A 15,591-nucleotide genomic window follows, 5' to 3' on the forward strand; every position below is an offset into this window, starting at 1 on the left:
TCTCCTCAGGAGTCGCTCGCCGCGCCGGAACGGCTGCGGGCGACGATCGACGATGCGGCGAAGTTGACGACGAGGGTCATCAGGAAGAGCGCGAGGCCCGCGGCCATCAGCGCCGACATGCCGCGTTCGGTCGCCTCGCCGTAGCGCAGGGCGATCAGGGAGGAGACCGAGCTGGTGCCGTTCTGGAGGATGTGCGGCTGGATCACGAAGACCGGCGAGATGATCAGGTAGACGGCGATGGTCTCGCCGAGCGCCCGGCCGAGGCCGAGCATCGTGCCGCCGATCATGCCGCCCTTGCCGAAGGGGAGGACGACGCTGCGGATCATGCCCCAGCGGTTGGCGCCGAGCGCGTACGCGCCCTCCCGCTCACCCACCGGCGCCTGTGAGAACACCTCACGCATCACCGAGCAGATGATCGGCGCGACCATCAGGGACACCACCATGCCCGCGATGAAGGTCGAGGAGGTGAAGACGGTCGCGGTGGCGAGCGGGTCCGTCGGATCGGCGCCGTCGACCGCGAAGAGGGGGATCCAGCCGAAGTAGGTGGAGATCCAGCGGGAGAGGGTGACCACCTCGCCCTGGAGGTAGAACAGCCCCCACAGGCCGTAGACCACCGACGGCACGGCGGCCATCAGGTCCACCACGCTGATCAGGCTCTGCCGGATCCGCGGCGGGGCGTACTCCGAGATGTACAGGGCCGTCCCGAGCGCGAGCGGCACGGCGAACACGATGGCGACCAGCGCGATCAGCACCGTCCCCACGAGCACCGCGGCGATGCCGAAGTTGCCGCCGTCCGGCTCCCAGGCCTCGGTCGTGATGAACCCCCACCTCGCGACCGACAGCGCCTGCCAGGCCCGGTACGTCAGGAAGCCCCCGACAAGGAGCATGATCGCCAGCACGAGGGCACCGCCGCCGCGCAGGACGCCCCGGAACACCCGGTCGGGCATCCCGGAGTCGGCGTACAGGCGTCTCGGAGGGTCGTCCGCCGGGGGTACGGCGGACAGCTCATGGATTCGGGTCGTCACATGGAACGACGCTCCTGAGGTGTCATGGACGCCCGCGCACATGGATGTGAACGAGGCACCCCTGAGGGGCAACTTCCATGGTTGGCGTGAACGCGGCGACTGGAACACACCCAGGAGGCACACCGAAGACGCAGGTCACACGGGCACACAAAAAGGGGCCTGGGCCCGCCCTGGTCGGCGGGTCCGGCCCCCGGGCCTGTCCGGCCCCTGTGCTCACGCCCCCGTTCGCGCGTCCTCGCCCACGCCCGTCCTCACGGCGCCTCGTCCCACGGAATCGCCTCGGCCGCCCCCAGATCGGCCAGCAGCGCACGGAACCGGTCGTAGGCGGACTGGCACGTGGAGTGCCGCTCATAGGCGCGCGCCGACACCGCCAGCGCGCCCCCGCCCGGATCACGCAGCCGCCAGACCCAGCCGTTGCCCCCCGAGGTGTGGTGCACACCCCCGGGCAGCCGCCCGACCTCGGCGCACAGCCACTCGAACGCCGTCCGGCACTCGTCGTGACCCGGATAACTACGCGCGGCGATGGCCACCACGCGCCCGTTCGGAGCCGTGAGGCGCCATGAGTAAGTCCCGTCCCCGCCAATGTCTATGTGACAGCGCGTGCCGGATACGGCCGCGCCCCCCTGTCTTGCCGTCATCCATCCCCACCCCTTGTTCGCCGTTCAAGCAGCATCCGCAGATTAGTGAACCGGATGTGAAACGCGATCCTGATGGTTAAGTGCCTTCGACATGCTTCATGTGGAAGTTGCCCCTTGTTCATGGAGTCGGACCAAGGCGAACGGCGGCCCCACACGGGCCCGTTGGGCACGGCACGGTCCGCCCAGGTGGTCGCCAGGTCCGCTGAAATTTGCACCGAATTTCCCCCTCGGTTTTCCGCCGAAACGACCCGCCGGATATTCACGCGCGTTTCTCTGTGAACCGGAATCCGTAACCCTGATAAACCAGCACTCCGCACATTCCAAAATCCCCACGCCGTGAGTACGCTGCACTCGTCAATTCGGGCCGGACCGGTCACAAATGGCCGGGCCGTGGCATTCACATTGGGGAATTCTCATGCGCATGAACTCCGCCGTCGCCGTCGCCTGCGGCGTCGTGGCCCTGTCCGCCCTCGCCGTTCCGGCCGCGTCCGCGGACGAGCGGTTCGGCGACACCGACATCACCGCCGTCGTCGTGAACGACGGCGCCCCCGTGGTCCTCGGCACCACCGCGAGAACCGTCACCGTCGAGGTCACCGCGTCCGACCCGTCCGGGCTCGAGCAGATCAACGCCACCCTCTACCGCGGCTCCTACGACGCCCCGACGGCCGCCGTCGCCTCGGACGCCGCCTGCGGCCCCACCGCCGCCACCAGCACGACCTGCACCCTGACCTTCACCCTGACCCCCGGCACCGCCCCGGCCGACGGCTCGCAGGCGGGCACCTGGAACGTCAGCGCCTACGCGATCGCGCCGGACAGCGACGCCGTGTTCCTGGACAGCGCCGCCACCTTCCCCCTCCAGCGCGCCAGCTCGCTCACCGTCGACGCCACCCCGGAGCCGGTGAAGCGGGGCAGGACCCTCACCGTCAAGGGCGACGTGCGGCACGCCGACTGGGCCACCGGGACGTCCGTGGCCGCCGCGGCCGGGGAGCCGGTGCGGCTTCAGTTCCGCAAAGCGGGCAGCTCCACCTATTGCACCGTACGCACCGTCCTGACCGCCGCCGACGGCACCGTCTCCACCACCGTCCGCGCGGGCACCGACGGCACCTATCGCTGGTCGTACGCCGGTACGAACGAGACCGCCGGGGCGGTTTCCGAGGGCGACTTCGTCGACGTGCGCTGACCCCGGACGACAGCCGCCGGGCGGCCCCGCGAACGGCCGTCCGGCGCAGCCCCCGCCCGGTCACCCGGACCGTTCCCACCGACCGCGGCGCCCTCTGACCCACGACTGGCTCCCAGGCGCCCGCCGACCCCAGGAACCGACCGGTCACCCCGTAGCTTCGGCCCCCGGCAACCGGACCCACCATCTCCGGAAACCCCGGTCTGTCAACGCGGCGCCCGGCCGAGCGCTCGTAACCGGTCACTCCGGGGACCGCGACGGACCCCCCGTCACCACATCACCCACACCAACCGCGGGCGACCAGCCCCGCTCACCCCACCGCGACCAGCACCGCTCACCCCACCGCGACCAGCCCCGCTCACCCCACCGCGAGCAGCACCGCCAACAACACCGCCCCCGCCGCCGCGGGCCCCATCACCTCATAGGCCCACCGCACGGAGACCTCCCCCTGCGCCTCCGCCGCCTTCTCCCGCGCCGCGTGGATCTCCCGCAGCTCGTGCATCACCTGGTCGGTCTCGGCCCGCACCGGCCCGTCCCCGACGGACGGGTCCGCCCCGCCCAGGCCCCCGAAGCCGCCCCCGAACCCGAGGCCCCGGCCGCGTCCGCGCCGCTCGCCCCTGGCCTCCGCCTCCCGGTGGGCCTGCTGCCGGGCGGCCTTCTTCCGCCCGCGCAAGGACACGGGAACGGACCACAGCTGGTACTTGGCGCCGGACGTGGTGACCACCTCGTTGGTGTACCCGGAGCGCAGCGAGGCGACCTCGCCCCACGGCACCACCACGACCCGGAAGGGATTGCGCACCCGCAGCCGGTCCGCACCGGCGAACACCGCGGGCCGCAGGGTGAAGGCGACCACCAGCGGCACCGCCAGCAGCAGCACGGCGAGCGCCACCCAGGGGGTACGCCCCTCCCCCGTCAGGACGGCGTCGCCGCCCAGCCAGCCGCCGACCGCGAGCAGCAGCACCCCGCCCACGAGAGCGGCCGGTGACCGGTAGATCCGGTCCCGGGCGGCGGGCGACTCGGGCCGCGGCCCAGGTGACTGATTCTCGGGGGTCGTCATGCTCCCGATTCTGCCCGACGCCTCCGGCGGGCCCGGTACGCGGCCACGCCCACCGACCGCTCCCCGGGGGCTGTACAGCCGCTACGCGCGTAGATATGCTCGTCTGGTGACCATGCCCACCTCTGCACCCACCCCAGCGGCCACCGCGGCGGCGAGCCCCCTCAAGGACGTCACCGCGTCCGACAGCACGCTGCGCCGCTTCCTCCACGGGCTGCCCGGCGTCGACCCGGTCGGCCTGGAGGCGCGCGCGGCCTCTCTCGGCACCCGTTCCATCAAGACGACCGCCAAGGCGTACGCCATCGACCTGGCCATCTCGATGGTCGACCTGACGACGCTGGAAGGCGCGGACACCCCCGGCAAGGTCCGGGCGCTCGGCGCCAAGGCGGTCCACCCGGACCCGACCGACCGCACGACCCCCGCCACGGCCGCGGTCTGCGTCTACCCCGACATGGTGGCCACCGCCAAGGAGGCCGTCGCGGGCTCCTCGGTGAAGGTCGCCTCGGTCGCCACCGCCTTCCCGGCGGGCCGCGCGGCGCTCGACGTCAAGCTGGCCGACGTCCGGGACGCGGTCGCCGCGGGCGCCGACGAGATCGACATGGTCATCGACCGCGGGGCGTTCCTCGCGGGCAGGTACCTGAAGGTGTACGACGAGATCACCGCCGTGAAGGAGGCCTGCGGGACGAGCGCCCGCCTGAAGGTCATCTTCGAGACCGGCGAGCTGTCGACGTACGACAACATCCGCCGCGCGAGCTGGCTCGGCATGCTGGCGGGGGCGGACTTCATCAAGACCTCGACCGGCAAGGTGGCGGTGAACGCGACCCCGGCGAACACCCTGCTGATGCTGGAGGCCGTACGCGACTTCCGCGCCACCACCGGCGTCCAGGTGGGCGTGAAGCCCGCGGGCGGCATCCGCACGACCAAGGACGCGATCAAGTTCCTGGTCCTGGTCAACGAGACCGTCGGCGAGGACTGGCTGGACAACCACTGGTTCCGCTTCGGCGCGTCCTCGCTCCTGAACGACCTGCTGATGCAGCGTCAGAAGCTGGCCACGGGCCGCTACTCCGGCCCCGACTACGTTACGGTGGACTGACACATGGCATTCGAGTACGCTCCCGCGCCCGAGTCGCGCGCGATCGTCGACATCGCCCCGTCGTACGGCCTGTTCATCGACGGGGAGTTCGTCGAAAGCTCGGGTGGGGGTCTTGGCAAGACGGTCTCTCCGGCCACCGAAGAAGTACTCGCCGAGTACACGCAAGCCAATGAGGAAGACGTCGACCGCGCCGTCAAGGCCGCCCGCAAGGCCTTCGCCACGTGGTCGGCGCTGCCCGGCGCCGAGCGCGCGAAGTACCTCTTCCGCATCGCCCGGATCATCCAGGAGCGCAGCCGCGAACTGGCCGTCCTGGAGACGCTGGACAACGGCAAGCCGATCAGGGAGACGCGGGACGCGGACCTCCCCCTGGTCGCCGCGCACTTCTTCTACTACGCGGGCTGGGCGGACAAGCTCGACCACGCCGGTTTCGGCGCGAACCCGCGGCCCCTCGGCGTCGCGGGCCAGGTCATCCCCTGGAACTTCCCCCTGCTGATGCTGGCGTGGAAGATCGCCCCGGCGCTCGCGACCGGCAACACGGTCGTCCTCAAGCCCGCCGAGACGACCCCCCTCTCGGCACTCTTCTTCGCGGACATCTGCCGTCAGGCAGGCCTGCCGAAGGGCGTCGTCAACATCGTCACCGGCGACGGCCGCACGGGCGCCGCGCTGGTCGCGCACCCGGACGTGGACAAGGTCGCCTTCACCGGCTCCACGGCGGTGGGCAAGGAGATCGCGCGCACCGTCGCCGGTACCCGCAAGAAGCTCACCCTGGAACTGGGCGGCAAGGGCGCCAACATCGTCTTCGACGACGCCCCGATCGACCAGGCCGTGGAGGGCATCGTCAACGGCATCTTCTTCAACCAGGGCCAGGTCTGCTGCGCGGGCAGCCGCCTGCTGGTGCAGGAGTCGGTCCAGGACGAACTGCTGGACTCCCTCAAGCGCAGGCTCTCCACCCTCCGCCTGGGCGACCCCCTCGACAAGAACACGGACATCGGCGCGATCAACTCCGCCGAGCAGCTGGCCCGCATCACCGCGCTGGCCGACCAGGGCGAGGCGGAGGGCGCCGAGCGCTGGTCCCCGGCGTGCGAGCTGCCCTCCTCGGGCTACTGGTTCGCGCCGACCCTCTTCACCAACGTCACCCAGGCGCACACCGTCGCCCGCGACGAGATCTTCGGCCCGGTCCTCTCGGTCCTCACCTTCCGCACCCCGGACGAGGCCGTCGCCAAGGCCAACAACACCCCGTACGGCCTGTCGGCGGGCATCTGGACGGAGAAGGGCTCGCGCATCCTGGCGGTCGCGAACAAGCTCCGCGCGGGTGTCGTCTGGTCCAACACGTTCAACAAGTTCGACCCGACCTCGCCGTTCGGCGGTTACAAGGAGTCGGGCTTCGGCCGCGAGGGCGGTCGCCACGGCCTGGAGGCGTACCTCGATGTCTGACCGACTGACCGTACTGAAGACCTACAAGCTGTACGTCGGCGGGAAGTTCCCGCGTTCGGAGAGCGGCCGGGTGTACGAGGTGACGGACGCAAAGGGCAACTGGCTGGCCAACGCGCCCCTGTCGTCCCGCAAGGACGCCCGGGACGCCGTGGTCGCGGCCCGCAAGGCGTTCGGCGGCTGGTCCGGCGCCACGGCCTACAACCGCGGCCAGGTCCTCTACCGCGTCGCGGAGATGCTGGAGGGCCGCCGGGACCAGTTCACGCGCGAGGTCGCCGACGCGGAGGGCCTGTCGAAGTCGAAGGCGGCGGCGGTCGTCGACGCCACGATCGACCGCTGGGTCTGGTACGCGGGCTGGACGGACAAGATCGCCCAGGTCGTGGGCGGCGGGAACCCGGTCGCGGGCCCGTACTTCAACCTCTCCTCGCCCGAACCGACGGGCGTGGTCGCGGTCCTGGCTCCGCAGGAGTCGTCGTTCCTGGGCCTGGTGAGCGTCCTGGCCCCGGTGATCGCCACGGGCAACACGGCGGTCCTCGTGGCCTCCGAGAAGTCGCCGCTCCCCGCCCTCTCCCTCGCTGAGGTGCTCGCCACCTCCGACGTCCCCGGCGGTGTCGTCAACGTCCTCTCCGGCCGTACGGCGGAGATCGCGGCGCCCCTCGCCGCGCACCAGGACGTCAACGCGGTCGACCTGGCGGGCGCGGACGCCGACCTGGCGAAGGAGCTGGAGATCGCCGCGGCCGACAACCTCAAGCGGGTACTGCGTCCACAGCCTGTGGATTACTTCGAGACGCCCGGCATCGACCGCATGACGGCCTTCCTGGAGACCAAGACGGTCTGGCACCCGACGGGCTCCCTGGGCGCGGGCGGCTCGTCCTACTGACGACCGCCCCCGAGCAGGGCCGCGGCTCCTCTCCGTCCGGAGGAGCCGCGGCCCTCTTCGCCGCCCGTCAGAGCACCTCCCCCCTGCTACGGGCGTTGGCCCTGGCCACCCGCGCCAGCATCAGGGCCTCCGCCCGCTCACGGACGTGCATCGGCTGTACGTCCTCGGGCCGCGCGGTCCACTCCGTCCCCCCGCCCTCGGGACGCAGCCACACCAGCCCGTCCTGGTGGTCCATGACGACCCCGCGCCGTTCCCGACGGGTGTCGTACGCGAGTTGGCCGACCGGAAGCGTCGTCGTGGGTCGTCGGCTTGCCAAGGGTGCCTCCTGGAGCGCTCTTGCTGTTCGCACACCCAGCGAAACGGCCGACGTCCCTGGCCGGACAGGGTGACGGCGTTCCAGGACACGTCACGGAACAGCCTGGCACCCCTCGGTCTTCACCGTTCGTACCCACTCGGTCACCGAACGCGATTACCGTGGACGCCATGACCCAGCCGACCCGCGGCCTCGACCCCGCCCGCTCCGCCCGCGACCTGTACGGCGTCGAACTCCGCCGCCAACGCCAACTGACGGGCCTGTCCCTGGACCGGCTCTCCGACATCGTCAACTACAGCAAGACGCATCTGCATGGAGTGGAGACGGGGGAACGGCTCCCGCTGCCGCCGATCTCCGAGAAGTTGGACGCGGCGTTCGGAACGGGGGAGTTGTTCCAGGGCCTGTGGGGGGCGGTGAAGCGGGAGCACACGCCGAGGCGGTTTGATCAATGCTTGGAGCTGGAGGCGAGGGCGGCGCGGATTCAGGAGTTCAGTGCGAGCGTCATCCCTGGTCTGCTTCAGACTCCGGCGTACATGCGGACGCTGTTCACGAAGGGCCATCCAGGTATCGGTTCCAAGGAGATCGACGGCTTGGTGGGCGCCCGCCTGGGTCGGCAGGAAGTCCTGCGGAACGACAGCCCGCCTGACGCCTGGTGGATTCTCGGCGAAGCGACCCTGCGCCAAGCCGTGGGCGGCCCAGAAGTGATGCGTGAACAGCTCGCGGCCTTGCTGTCGCTGGTCGAAACCCGCCACACCACGATTCAGGTCCTCCCGTTCGAGGCGGGCGCCTGCACCCTGATGAGCGGCACGCTCATCCTGCTGACCCTGCCGGACAACTCGACAACCGTGTACCAGGAAGGGCCAAGGAACGGCGAGATCTTCGACGACCGGGAGACGGTCATGCAGCGCGTGCGAGAGTACGATCGGATGAAGGCCAGCGCCCTCCCACCGGAGGAGTCCTGGGCGCTGATCAAAGCGACGATGGAGACGTACGAGCCATGCGAGCCACCCCAGACCTGAGCACCGCCCGCTGGCGCAAGTCCTCCTACAGCGGCAACCAGCAGGGAGACGCCTGTGTGGAGGTCTGCGACGACTCCCCCGGCACCATCCCCGTCCGCGACAGCAAGCACCCCAACGGCCCCATCCTGATCCTGGCCGGGGCCGCCTGGCGACCGTTCGTCAACGGCGTCCGGACTGGGGTCCTGTAAGCAGCCCCGTCACCTGCCCCACCCCCGGCACGCTCCCCACCGACGGCGCCTGCGCGACCGGGCGGGTGAGCTGCTGGGAGGTCAGGGGCTTGAAGTCGGCGAGCTGGGTGCCCACGCCGTTGTCGAGGGGGTCGACGCCCGTACCGGCGAGGGGGTTGGGCTTGAGGCCCGAGACCGGGCCGGTGACGTACCCCACGGCGCCCGACAGCGCCTGGAGACCGGCCTGGGGGTCGATCTTGCCGAGCGAGGTGGGCCGGTAGTTCACCATGCCGAGCATCTGCTCGGCCTCCGCCGCCGTGGCCGTGGTGGCGCCCGAGCCCAGGACCACGCCCGCGGTCGCGAGTACGGCGAACGCCCGCCGGGGGGTGGACTGGGGGAAGTAGTCGTTGCGGTCCGTCATTGCCGCCACCTTCTGCTGCGCTGAGTAATCGTGTCGACACGAAGGGTATTTGACATGTGACGCGGGCTTCAAAGCCGACCCGCTGAGTCGTTGCCGGGCCGGGGGATGCCTCACACTGGTGTCCCGTGAGTGCCCATCCGTCCATACCCACGCGAGTCGTGCTGCTCTGCGGCCCTTCCGGCTCCGGCAAGTCCCTCCTCGCGGCCCGCTCCGGTCTCCCGGTGCTGCGGCTCGACGACTTCTACAAGGAGGGCACCGACCCGACGCTGCCGCTGGTCGCGGGAAGCTCGGACATCGACTGGGACCACCCCGACTCCTGGGACGCGGACATCGCCGTAGCCGCGATCGTCGAGCTGTGCCGCACGGGCCGTACCAAGGTCCCCGTGTACGACATCGCGCTCAGCGCGCGCACCGGTGAGGACGGCGTCGACATCGGGCGGACGCCGCTGTTCATCGCGGAGGGCATCTTCGCCGCCGAGATCGTCACGCGCTGCCGCGAGCTGGGCGTCCTCGCCGACGCGCTGTGTCTGAGCCGCGGCCCGGTGAAGACCTTCCGCCGCCGCTTCCTGCGGGACCTGAGGGAGGGCCGCAAGTCGGTGCCGTTCCTGCTGCGCCGCGGCTGGCGGCTGATGCGGCAGGAACGCGTGATCATCGCCCGCCAGACGGCGCTCGGCGCGCACGCCTGCGACCGGGACGAGGCGATGGGCCGCCTGGCCGCCGCGGCGGCGGGCCGGTGCGCCACCACGCATACGGCGGCCTGACAGCCGTAGAGAGTCAGAGAGCAAGAAAAGCGGGACTGGACGGACCCCCCGGCCCTCCAGTCCCGCTCTCTGCGGGGCTCCCCCGAACCCCTGTGGTGCTTCCCCCGTGTCCCCCGTGCTTCCCCCGTGGTGCTCCCCCGTGGAGCGGGAGATGGGGTCCCCCCAGGTTCCCCGTCCCCGTAGTCAGGAGTCCCGGACTCCCCCCGTGATACACCCGGGCTCCGACTTCCCTGAAGTTTTTTCCCGGCGCCCGTCCTCAGCGCCCCCCGGCCTCAGGCGACCAGTTCCCCGAACGCGTCCTCCTCGTCACGGCCGAAGCTGAGGACCTCGTCCTCGCGCAGCCGCCGCAGCGAGCGCCAGATGCTGGACTTCACCGTGCCGACGCTGATGTCGAGGATGTCCGCGATCTCCGGGTCCGTGCGGCCCTCGTAGTAGCGCAGGACCAGCATGGTGCGCTGGAGTTCGGGGAGCCGGGCCAGCGCCTGCCACAGGACCGCGCGCAGTTCCGTGCCGCGCATCGCGTCCGTGTCGCCGACGGTCTCCGGCAGTTCCTCGGTCGGGTACTCGTTCAGCTTGCGGCGGCGCCACGCGCTGATGTGCAGGTTGGTCATGGTGCGGCGGAGGTATCCACCGACGGCCGCCTTGTCACTGATCCGGTCCCACGCCTTGTACGTCGAGAACAGGGCGCTCTGCAGCAGGTCCTCGGCCTCGAAGCGGTCGCCGGTGAGGTGGTAGGCGGTGGCGTACAGGGAGGCGCGGCGCTCCTGGACGTAGGCCGTGAACGCGGCTTCGGCGTCCCCGGTCCGTGTCGCCGGACGGCGCTCCCCCGCTTCCTCCCTGTACGCGGGTCCCCCGTGCTGCTCCCCCGTGTCCCCCGTGATCGCGTCAACCACCGTCATGTACCCGGTGTGCTGACGCCCGGCGCCGCGAGCGCACCCCCGCCCGCTCACGGCACCGGACTTCTCGGAACCCCGGCCCACGTCGTGCAGCCGAGTGATCACTGCGCTGGTGCTGTTGCCGTGCAGCGTGTTCATCTCGCGCCCCCCGTCGTGGACTTCCGGTGTTCGGTCTGGCTTCCGTGCTGTGTCGAACAGCTTGCCCAAGCCACTTCATCGCCGTGTCCGTCGACTGTCACAGACCTGTCACAGGGGTGCGTCGTGGGGCCGTACCCGTACAGGTGTCGAAACCGCCACCCCCCATGGGCCAGAATGACCCCCGTGCCTTCCCTGTTGCTGATCGAGGACGACGACGCCATCCGTACGGCCCTGGAACTGTCACTGACGCGCCAGGGACACCGAGTGGCGACCGCTGCCAGCGGTGAGGACGGTCTGAAACTGCTCCGTGAGCAGCGGCCGGACCTGATCGTGCTGGATGTGATGCTGCCCGGAATCGACGGGTTCGAGGTGTGCCGCCGGATCCGGCGCACCGACCAGCTCCCGATCATCCTGCTGACCGCGCGCAGCGACGACATCGACGTGGTCGTGGGCCTGGAGTCCGGCGCCGACGACTACGTGGTCAAACCCGTGCAGGGACGGGTGCTGGACGCCCGGATCCGGGCCGTGCTGCGGCGCGGGGAGCGGGAGGCGAACGACGCCGCCACCTTCGGCAGCCTGGTGATCGACCGGGCGGCGATGACCGTCACGAAGAACGGGGAGGACCTCCAGCTCACGCCGACCGAGCTGCGGCTGCTCCTGGAGCTGAGCAGGCGGCCGGGCCAGGCGCTGTCGCGGCAGCAGTTGCTGCGGCTGGTGTGGGAGCACGACTACCTCGGTGACTCCCGGCTGGTGGACGCCTGTGTCCAGCGGCTGCGCGCCAAGGTCGAGGACGTGCCGTCGTCGCCGACCCTGATCCGTACCGTGCGTGGTGTCGGCTACCGGCTGGATCCGCCTCAGTGACACAAGAGCACCAGGGGCACGGGGGGCCGCGCGGCTGGACCGCCGCCCTCACACGCAAGGGGATATGGTCGCGGCTGCGTTTCACCAGTCTGCGGCTGCGGCTGGTCGTGGTGTTCGGGCTGGTCGCGCTGACCGCGGCGGTGTCCGCGTCGGGGATCGCGTACTGGCTCAACCGTGAGGCGGTGCTCACCCGCGCGCAGGACGCGGTACTGCGGGACTTCGAGCAGGAGATGGAGAACCGCGCGGGCACGCTGCCGGAGCATCCCACCCGGGACGAACTCCAGCGCGCCGCGGGCCAGATGGCCACCGGCGGTCAGCACTTCACCGTGCTGCTGGTCGCCGAGGACGTGAGCGGTCAGCCGGTGTACGGCGGTTCGGGCGGCCTGAACGGCTTCACGCTGGCCGATGTGCCCAAGTCGCTGCGCACCGCGGTCAACAAGGAGCAGCAGGTCAACTCCGGCAACAAGTCGCCGTACCACCTGTACTGGCAGCGGATCGTGGACGACGGCACCCCGTATCTGGTGGCCGGGACCCGGGTGATCGGGGGCGGGCCGACCGGTTACATGCTGAAGTCGCTGGAGCCGGAGGCGAAGGACCTGAACTCGCTGGCGTGGTCGCTCGGTATCGCCACCGGCCTGGCGCTGATCGGCTCGGCGCTGCTCGCGCAGGCCGCCGCGACGACCGTGCTGAAGCCCGTGCACCGTCTCGGCGTGGCCGCGCGGCGGCTCGGCGAGGGCAAGCTGGACACCCGGCTGCGGGTGTCGGGGACGGACGAGCTGGCCGATCTGTCGCGGACGTTCAACAGCGCGGCCGAGGCGCTGGAGAAGCGGGTGGACGACATGGCCGCGCGGGAGTCCGCCTCGCGGCGGTTCGTGGCGGACATGAGCCATGAGCTGCGGACACCGCTGACCGCGATCACCGCTGTCACCGAGGTGCTGGAGGAGGAGCTGGACTCCGAGAGCGGCGGTCTCGATCCGATGATCGAGCCCGCGGTGCGGCTGGTGGTCAGCGAGACCCGGCGCCTGAACGACCTGGTCGAGAACCTGATGGAGGTCACCCGCTTCGACGCGGGCACGGCCCGGCTGGTCCTGGACGACGTCGACATCGCCGACCAGATCACCGCCTGCATCGACGCCCGCGCCTGGCTGGACGCGGTCGAGCTGGACGCCGAGCGCGGCATCCACGCGCGGATCGACCCGCGGCGGCTGGACGTCATCCTCGCCAACCTCATCGGCAACGCGCTCAAGCACGGGGGTTCGCCGGTGCGGGTGTCGGTACGGGTCCGGGCTCAGGAGGCTCAGGGGGACGAGATCGTCATCCGGGTGCGGGACCACGGGCCGGGGATTCCGGAGGACGTGCTGCCGCATGTCTTCGACCGGTTCTACAAGGCGAGCGCCTCCCGGCCGCGTTCCGAGGGCAGCGGGCTCGGCCTGTCGATCGCCCTGGAGAACGCGCACATCCACGGCGGCGAGATCACCGCCGCCAACTCGCCGGACGGTGGTGCGGTGTTCACGCTGCGGCTGCCGCGGGACGCCTCCACCGTCGTGCTGTCGGCCGAGGGGGAGGCCGCGGGCGGCGGGGAGAAGGGCGCGACGAAGAAGGGGGACGCTTGATGGGCGTACGGCGGAGGACGGCACTCCTCCCCGTGCTGGCCGGGCTGGCCGCGGTGCTCGCCGGATGCGGGATCCGGCCCACGGAGGTGCCGACGGACTTCGGTCCGGCGCCGTCGCGGGCACGGTGTTCCCTCGCCGAGCCCGATGTCACCACGCAGTCCTCGCGCGGCATGCCGGTGCAGGTGTTCCTGCTCTGCGGCTCGTCGCTGGTGACCGTGGACCGGACGCTACGGGTCCCGGAGGGCGACTCGGAGACCGAGCGGCGGGTGCTGGTGGCACAGGGCCTGCTGGACGAGCTGGCCCGCACACCGTCGGCCACCGCGAAGGAGGCCGGGTACGCCACGGACGTACGGCCCGCCACGAGGGTGACCGGGCCGCGCCGCGGGGACCCCGAGGACGCGCTCCGGCTGAGCAGCGCGCCCGGCGACCTGTCGGCGTACGCGCTCGCGCAGATCGTGTGCACCTTCTCGGACTCGGAGGCGGCGGGCGAGGTCGACGGTTCGGTGGTGCTGGGCGGCCCGGAGGCGAGAACGCTGCGGCGGTACGAGTGCACCGAGGGGGTGCGGGCCCGGCCGGGGGCGGGGGAACCGCCGTCCAGTGAGGTCACGGCCGGGTGAGAGGGGGGTGCGGTACGCGATGTGGCGCATGCCTCATGGGGCCGGAGGGCGACAACCCGGAACCGATCGTGCCGAAGGCCGCGTCTAGGGGGGCGTGCAGCGTCAAGGCTCCATGGGCGGCAGCGCCGCGATCCACGTCCGTGTGACAGGGGGTGTCCTCCTCGTCGCCTATCTCGCGTTCGTCGCCTGGTTCACGCTGCGTCCCCTGAACGTCCCCTGGGTGATGCCCGCCAATCTGCGTCCCTTCGCCGGGATCCGCGCCGATCTGGCGCTGGGCTGGCCGGAGGCGGCGCGGCGGATCGGTGAGGGGCTGGCGCTGCTCGCGCCGCTGGGGGTGCTGCTGCCGCTGGCGGGCGGCAGGCTGACCGTGTCGCCGTGGGCGTCGCTGTTCCGTACGGTCGCGGCGGGGGCGCTGCTGTCCCTGTCGATCGAGCTGCTGCAGACCGGGGTCCCCGGGCAGGTCGTGGACGTGGACTCGCTGCTGCTGAACACCGCGGGCGTGGGGCTCGCGCATCTCGCCGTGGTGCCCGCGGGGCGCTCGTGGCTGCGGCGCAGGTCGGCGTCGGAGTCGGCGTCGGGACCGAGGGTTCCGCCCCCGCAGGACGAGCTGAGTCAGGGTCGGACCCCGACGATTCCCAGGGTCGGGATCGCTCCGTAGAGCGACGCTTTGCCCGCTTCGTTTCCTTACCGTGGACGGTAGATGAGCGACGCTCGGCCGACCTTCGGCCGACGCTCGGCCGACCTCGACGAAGGAGCAGCCATGTCCCGCCCCGCCCGCCCCACCAACGGCCGCGTGATCGGCGGCGTGTGCGCCGCGCTGGCCCGGCGCTTCGGCACCTCCGCGACGACGATGCGGGTGATCTTCCTGGTCTCCTGTCTGCTGCCGGGCCCGCAGTTCCTGCTCTATCTCGCGCTGTGGATCCTGTTGCCGTCCGAGGACAAGGCCGCGCGTACGGCCTGGTGAGCCTCGTGATGTCGTGGTACGCCGATGGGGCGCCCCTGGTACAGGGTGCGCCCCATCGCCGTACGCGTGCCGGGTGGCCTGGTCAGCCGCCCAGCGGGATGCCGTTCACGGGCGTGCCCTGGACGGGCAGGCCCTTCGTGGGCAGACCGCCGAGGAGCGCGGCGGCCGGGCCGGTCGGGCCCTCGGCGAGCAGCTGCTGGACGGCGGGCTGCGCGGCCGTCACCCCGGCGCGCAGCGCCCGCTGCCCCTGGGCGAGCGCCTGGCTGCTGCCCGGCACCGCCTTCTCGACGTTCTCCGCCGGCAGCGTCCTGGCAACGGTGTCCAGCGCCTGGTTGCTGACGTTGGCGAGGTCCGGAGCGGCGTTCGCGGCACCCGCCCCGGCGGCGGCGAAGGCGGCACCGAGCGCGGCGACACCGAGGGACTTTGCAGCAGACTGCTTCATGGTGAATGACGTCCTTGGGAACGAACTGAATGGGAGCGGTCCAGGAACGTAAACACGGCAGGCCGTCCGTCGCAAACATCG

General features: G+C 71.2%; 19 protein-coding genes. 12 read left to right on the top strand and 7 right to left on the bottom strand.

Annotated elements, in window-relative coordinates; translation table 11 throughout:
- Positions 1–5 precede the first annotated feature (5 nt).
- Both pstC and ACFVQG_RS20965 read right to left on the bottom strand, forming a co-directional pair.
- Positions 6–1,025: a phosphate ABC transporter permease subunit PstC gene (gene pstC / locus ACFVQG_RS20960; protein WP_383385198.1), complete on the bottom strand. Its 1,020-nt coding sequence runs from the start codon at positions 1,023–1,025 to the stop codon at positions 6–8.
- A 251-nt stretch (positions 1,026–1,276) separates the two neighbouring features.
- Positions 1,277–1,558: a hypothetical protein gene (locus tag ACFVQG_RS20965; protein WP_383385201.1), complete on the bottom strand. Its 282-nt coding sequence runs from the start codon at positions 1,556–1,558 to the stop codon at positions 1,277–1,279.
- 520 nt (positions 1,559–2,078) lie between these two features.
- Here ACFVQG_RS20965 and ACFVQG_RS20970 point away from each other — a divergent pair.
- Entirely contained in the window at positions 2,079–2,843 is a 765-nt protein-coding gene (locus tag ACFVQG_RS20970) for a DUF5707 domain-containing protein (protein WP_383385204.1), read from the top strand.
- 355 nt (positions 2,844–3,198) lie between these two features.
- On the opposite strand, the gene ACFVQG_RS20975 is transcribed toward ACFVQG_RS20970, so the two are convergent.
- A complete protein-coding gene (locus ACFVQG_RS20975; RefSeq protein WP_383385207.1) occupies positions 3,199–3,897 on the bottom strand; it encodes a PH domain-containing protein in 699 nt (232 codons plus the stop codon).
- A 112-nt stretch (positions 3,898–4,009) separates the two neighbouring features.
- On the opposite strand from ACFVQG_RS20975, the gene deoC reads away from it, so the two are divergent.
- From deoC to ACFVQG_RS20990, 3 genes are read left to right on the top strand one after another with little or no spacing between them, the layout of a single operon-like run.
- A complete protein-coding gene (gene deoC / locus ACFVQG_RS20980; protein WP_383385581.1) occupies positions 4,010–4,987 on the top strand; it encodes a deoxyribose-phosphate aldolase in 978 nt (325 codons plus the stop codon).
- Positions 4,988–4,990: 3 nt separating this feature from the next.
- The gene (locus ACFVQG_RS20985) at positions 4,991–6,421 is read left to right on the top strand and encodes an aldehyde dehydrogenase family protein (RefSeq protein ID WP_383385210.1); all 1,431 of its coding nucleotides are present in this window, start codon (positions 4,991–4,993) and stop codon (positions 6,419–6,421) included.
- A complete protein-coding gene (locus tag ACFVQG_RS20990) occupies positions 6,414–7,298 on the top strand; it encodes an aldehyde dehydrogenase family protein (RefSeq protein ID WP_383385213.1) in 885 nt (294 codons plus the stop codon). Before ACFVQG_RS20985 ends, ACFVQG_RS20990 begins: the two co-directional genes overlap by 8 nt.
- Before the next feature lie 67 nt (positions 7,299–7,365).
- Here ACFVQG_RS20990 and ACFVQG_RS20995 read toward each other — a convergent pair whose 3' ends face one another.
- Positions 7,366–7,614 (bottom strand): hypothetical protein, encoded by a 249-nt coding sequence (locus tag ACFVQG_RS20995; protein ID WP_383385219.1) that lies wholly within the window; start codon positions 7,612–7,614, stop codon positions 7,366–7,368.
- Positions 7,615–7,781: 167 nt separating this feature from the next.
- On the opposite strand from ACFVQG_RS20995, the gene ACFVQG_RS21000 reads away from it, so the two are divergent.
- Both ACFVQG_RS21000 and ACFVQG_RS21005 read left to right on the top strand, forming a co-directional pair.
- Entirely contained in the window at positions 7,782–8,630 is an 849-nt protein-coding gene (locus tag ACFVQG_RS21000; protein ID WP_383385222.1) for a helix-turn-helix domain-containing protein, read from the top strand.
- Positions 8,609–8,818 carry a DUF397 domain-containing protein gene (locus ACFVQG_RS21005; RefSeq protein WP_383385225.1) on the top strand — a complete coding sequence of 70 codons (210 nt, stop codon included), beginning with the start codon at positions 8,609–8,611 and terminating at the stop codon, positions 8,816–8,818. Before ACFVQG_RS21000 ends, ACFVQG_RS21005 begins: the two co-directional genes overlap by 22 nt.
- On the opposite strand, the gene ACFVQG_RS21010 is transcribed toward ACFVQG_RS21005, so the two are convergent.
- A complete protein-coding gene (locus tag ACFVQG_RS21010) occupies positions 8,790–9,218 on the bottom strand; it encodes a hypothetical protein (protein WP_383385228.1) in 429 nt (142 codons plus the stop codon). The genes ACFVQG_RS21005 and ACFVQG_RS21010 overlap by 29 nt on opposite strands.
- Before the next feature lie 125 nt (positions 9,219–9,343).
- On the opposite strand from ACFVQG_RS21010, the gene ACFVQG_RS21015 reads away from it, so the two are divergent.
- Positions 9,344–9,979 (top strand): uridine kinase, encoded by a 636-nt coding sequence (locus tag ACFVQG_RS21015; RefSeq protein WP_383385231.1) that lies wholly within the window; start codon positions 9,344–9,346, stop codon positions 9,977–9,979.
- A 272-nt stretch (positions 9,980–10,251) separates the two neighbouring features.
- On the opposite strand, the gene ACFVQG_RS21020 is transcribed toward ACFVQG_RS21015, so the two are convergent.
- The gene (locus ACFVQG_RS21020; protein WP_383385239.1) at positions 10,252–11,013 is read right to left on the bottom strand and encodes a SigE family RNA polymerase sigma factor; all 762 of its coding nucleotides are present in this window, start codon (positions 11,011–11,013) and stop codon (positions 10,252–10,254) included.
- Positions 11,014–11,196: 183 nt separating this feature from the next.
- Between ACFVQG_RS21020 and afsQ1 the strand changes: the two genes are divergently transcribed.
- From afsQ1 to ACFVQG_RS21045, 5 genes are all read left to right on the top strand, one after another.
- Positions 11,197–11,874 (top strand): two-component system response regulator AfsQ1, encoded by a 678-nt coding sequence (afsQ1, locus tag ACFVQG_RS21025; protein ID WP_189702231.1) that lies wholly within the window; start codon positions 11,197–11,199, stop codon positions 11,872–11,874.
- Complete coding sequence (locus ACFVQG_RS21030) at positions 11,871–13,487, top strand: ATP-binding protein (protein WP_383385242.1); 1,617 nt, start codon at positions 11,871–11,873, stop codon at positions 13,485–13,487. The genes afsQ1 and ACFVQG_RS21030 overlap by 4 nt, the downstream gene beginning before the upstream one ends.
- On the top strand, positions 13,487–14,104 hold the full coding sequence (locus ACFVQG_RS21035) for a hypothetical protein (RefSeq protein ID WP_383385245.1): 618 nt from the start codon (positions 13,487–13,489) through the stop codon (positions 14,102–14,104). The genes ACFVQG_RS21030 and ACFVQG_RS21035 overlap by 1 nt, the downstream gene beginning before the upstream one ends.
- A 94-nt stretch (positions 14,105–14,198) precedes the next feature.
- The gene (locus tag ACFVQG_RS21040; protein ID WP_383385247.1) at positions 14,199–14,762 is read left to right on the top strand and encodes a VanZ family protein; all 564 of its coding nucleotides are present in this window, start codon (positions 14,199–14,201) and stop codon (positions 14,760–14,762) included.
- A gap of 102 nt (positions 14,763–14,864) precedes the next feature.
- A complete protein-coding gene (locus ACFVQG_RS21045; protein ID WP_383385585.1) occupies positions 14,865–15,068 on the top strand; it encodes a PspC domain-containing protein in 204 nt (67 codons plus the stop codon).
- Positions 15,069–15,150: 82 nt separating this feature from the next.
- Here the strand turns inward: ACFVQG_RS21045 and ACFVQG_RS21050 are convergent, their stop codons facing one another.
- Positions 15,151–15,510, bottom strand: a complete 360-nt coding sequence (locus ACFVQG_RS21050; protein WP_383385249.1) for an ATP-binding protein — start codon at positions 15,508–15,510, stop codon at positions 15,151–15,153.
- Between the last annotated feature and the right edge of the window lie 81 nt (positions 15,511–15,591).

This window comes from Streptomyces sp. NPDC057877 (genome assembly GCF_042796855.1).
Classification (GTDB): domain Bacteria; phylum Actinomycetota; class Actinomycetes; order Streptomycetales; family Streptomycetaceae; genus Streptomyces.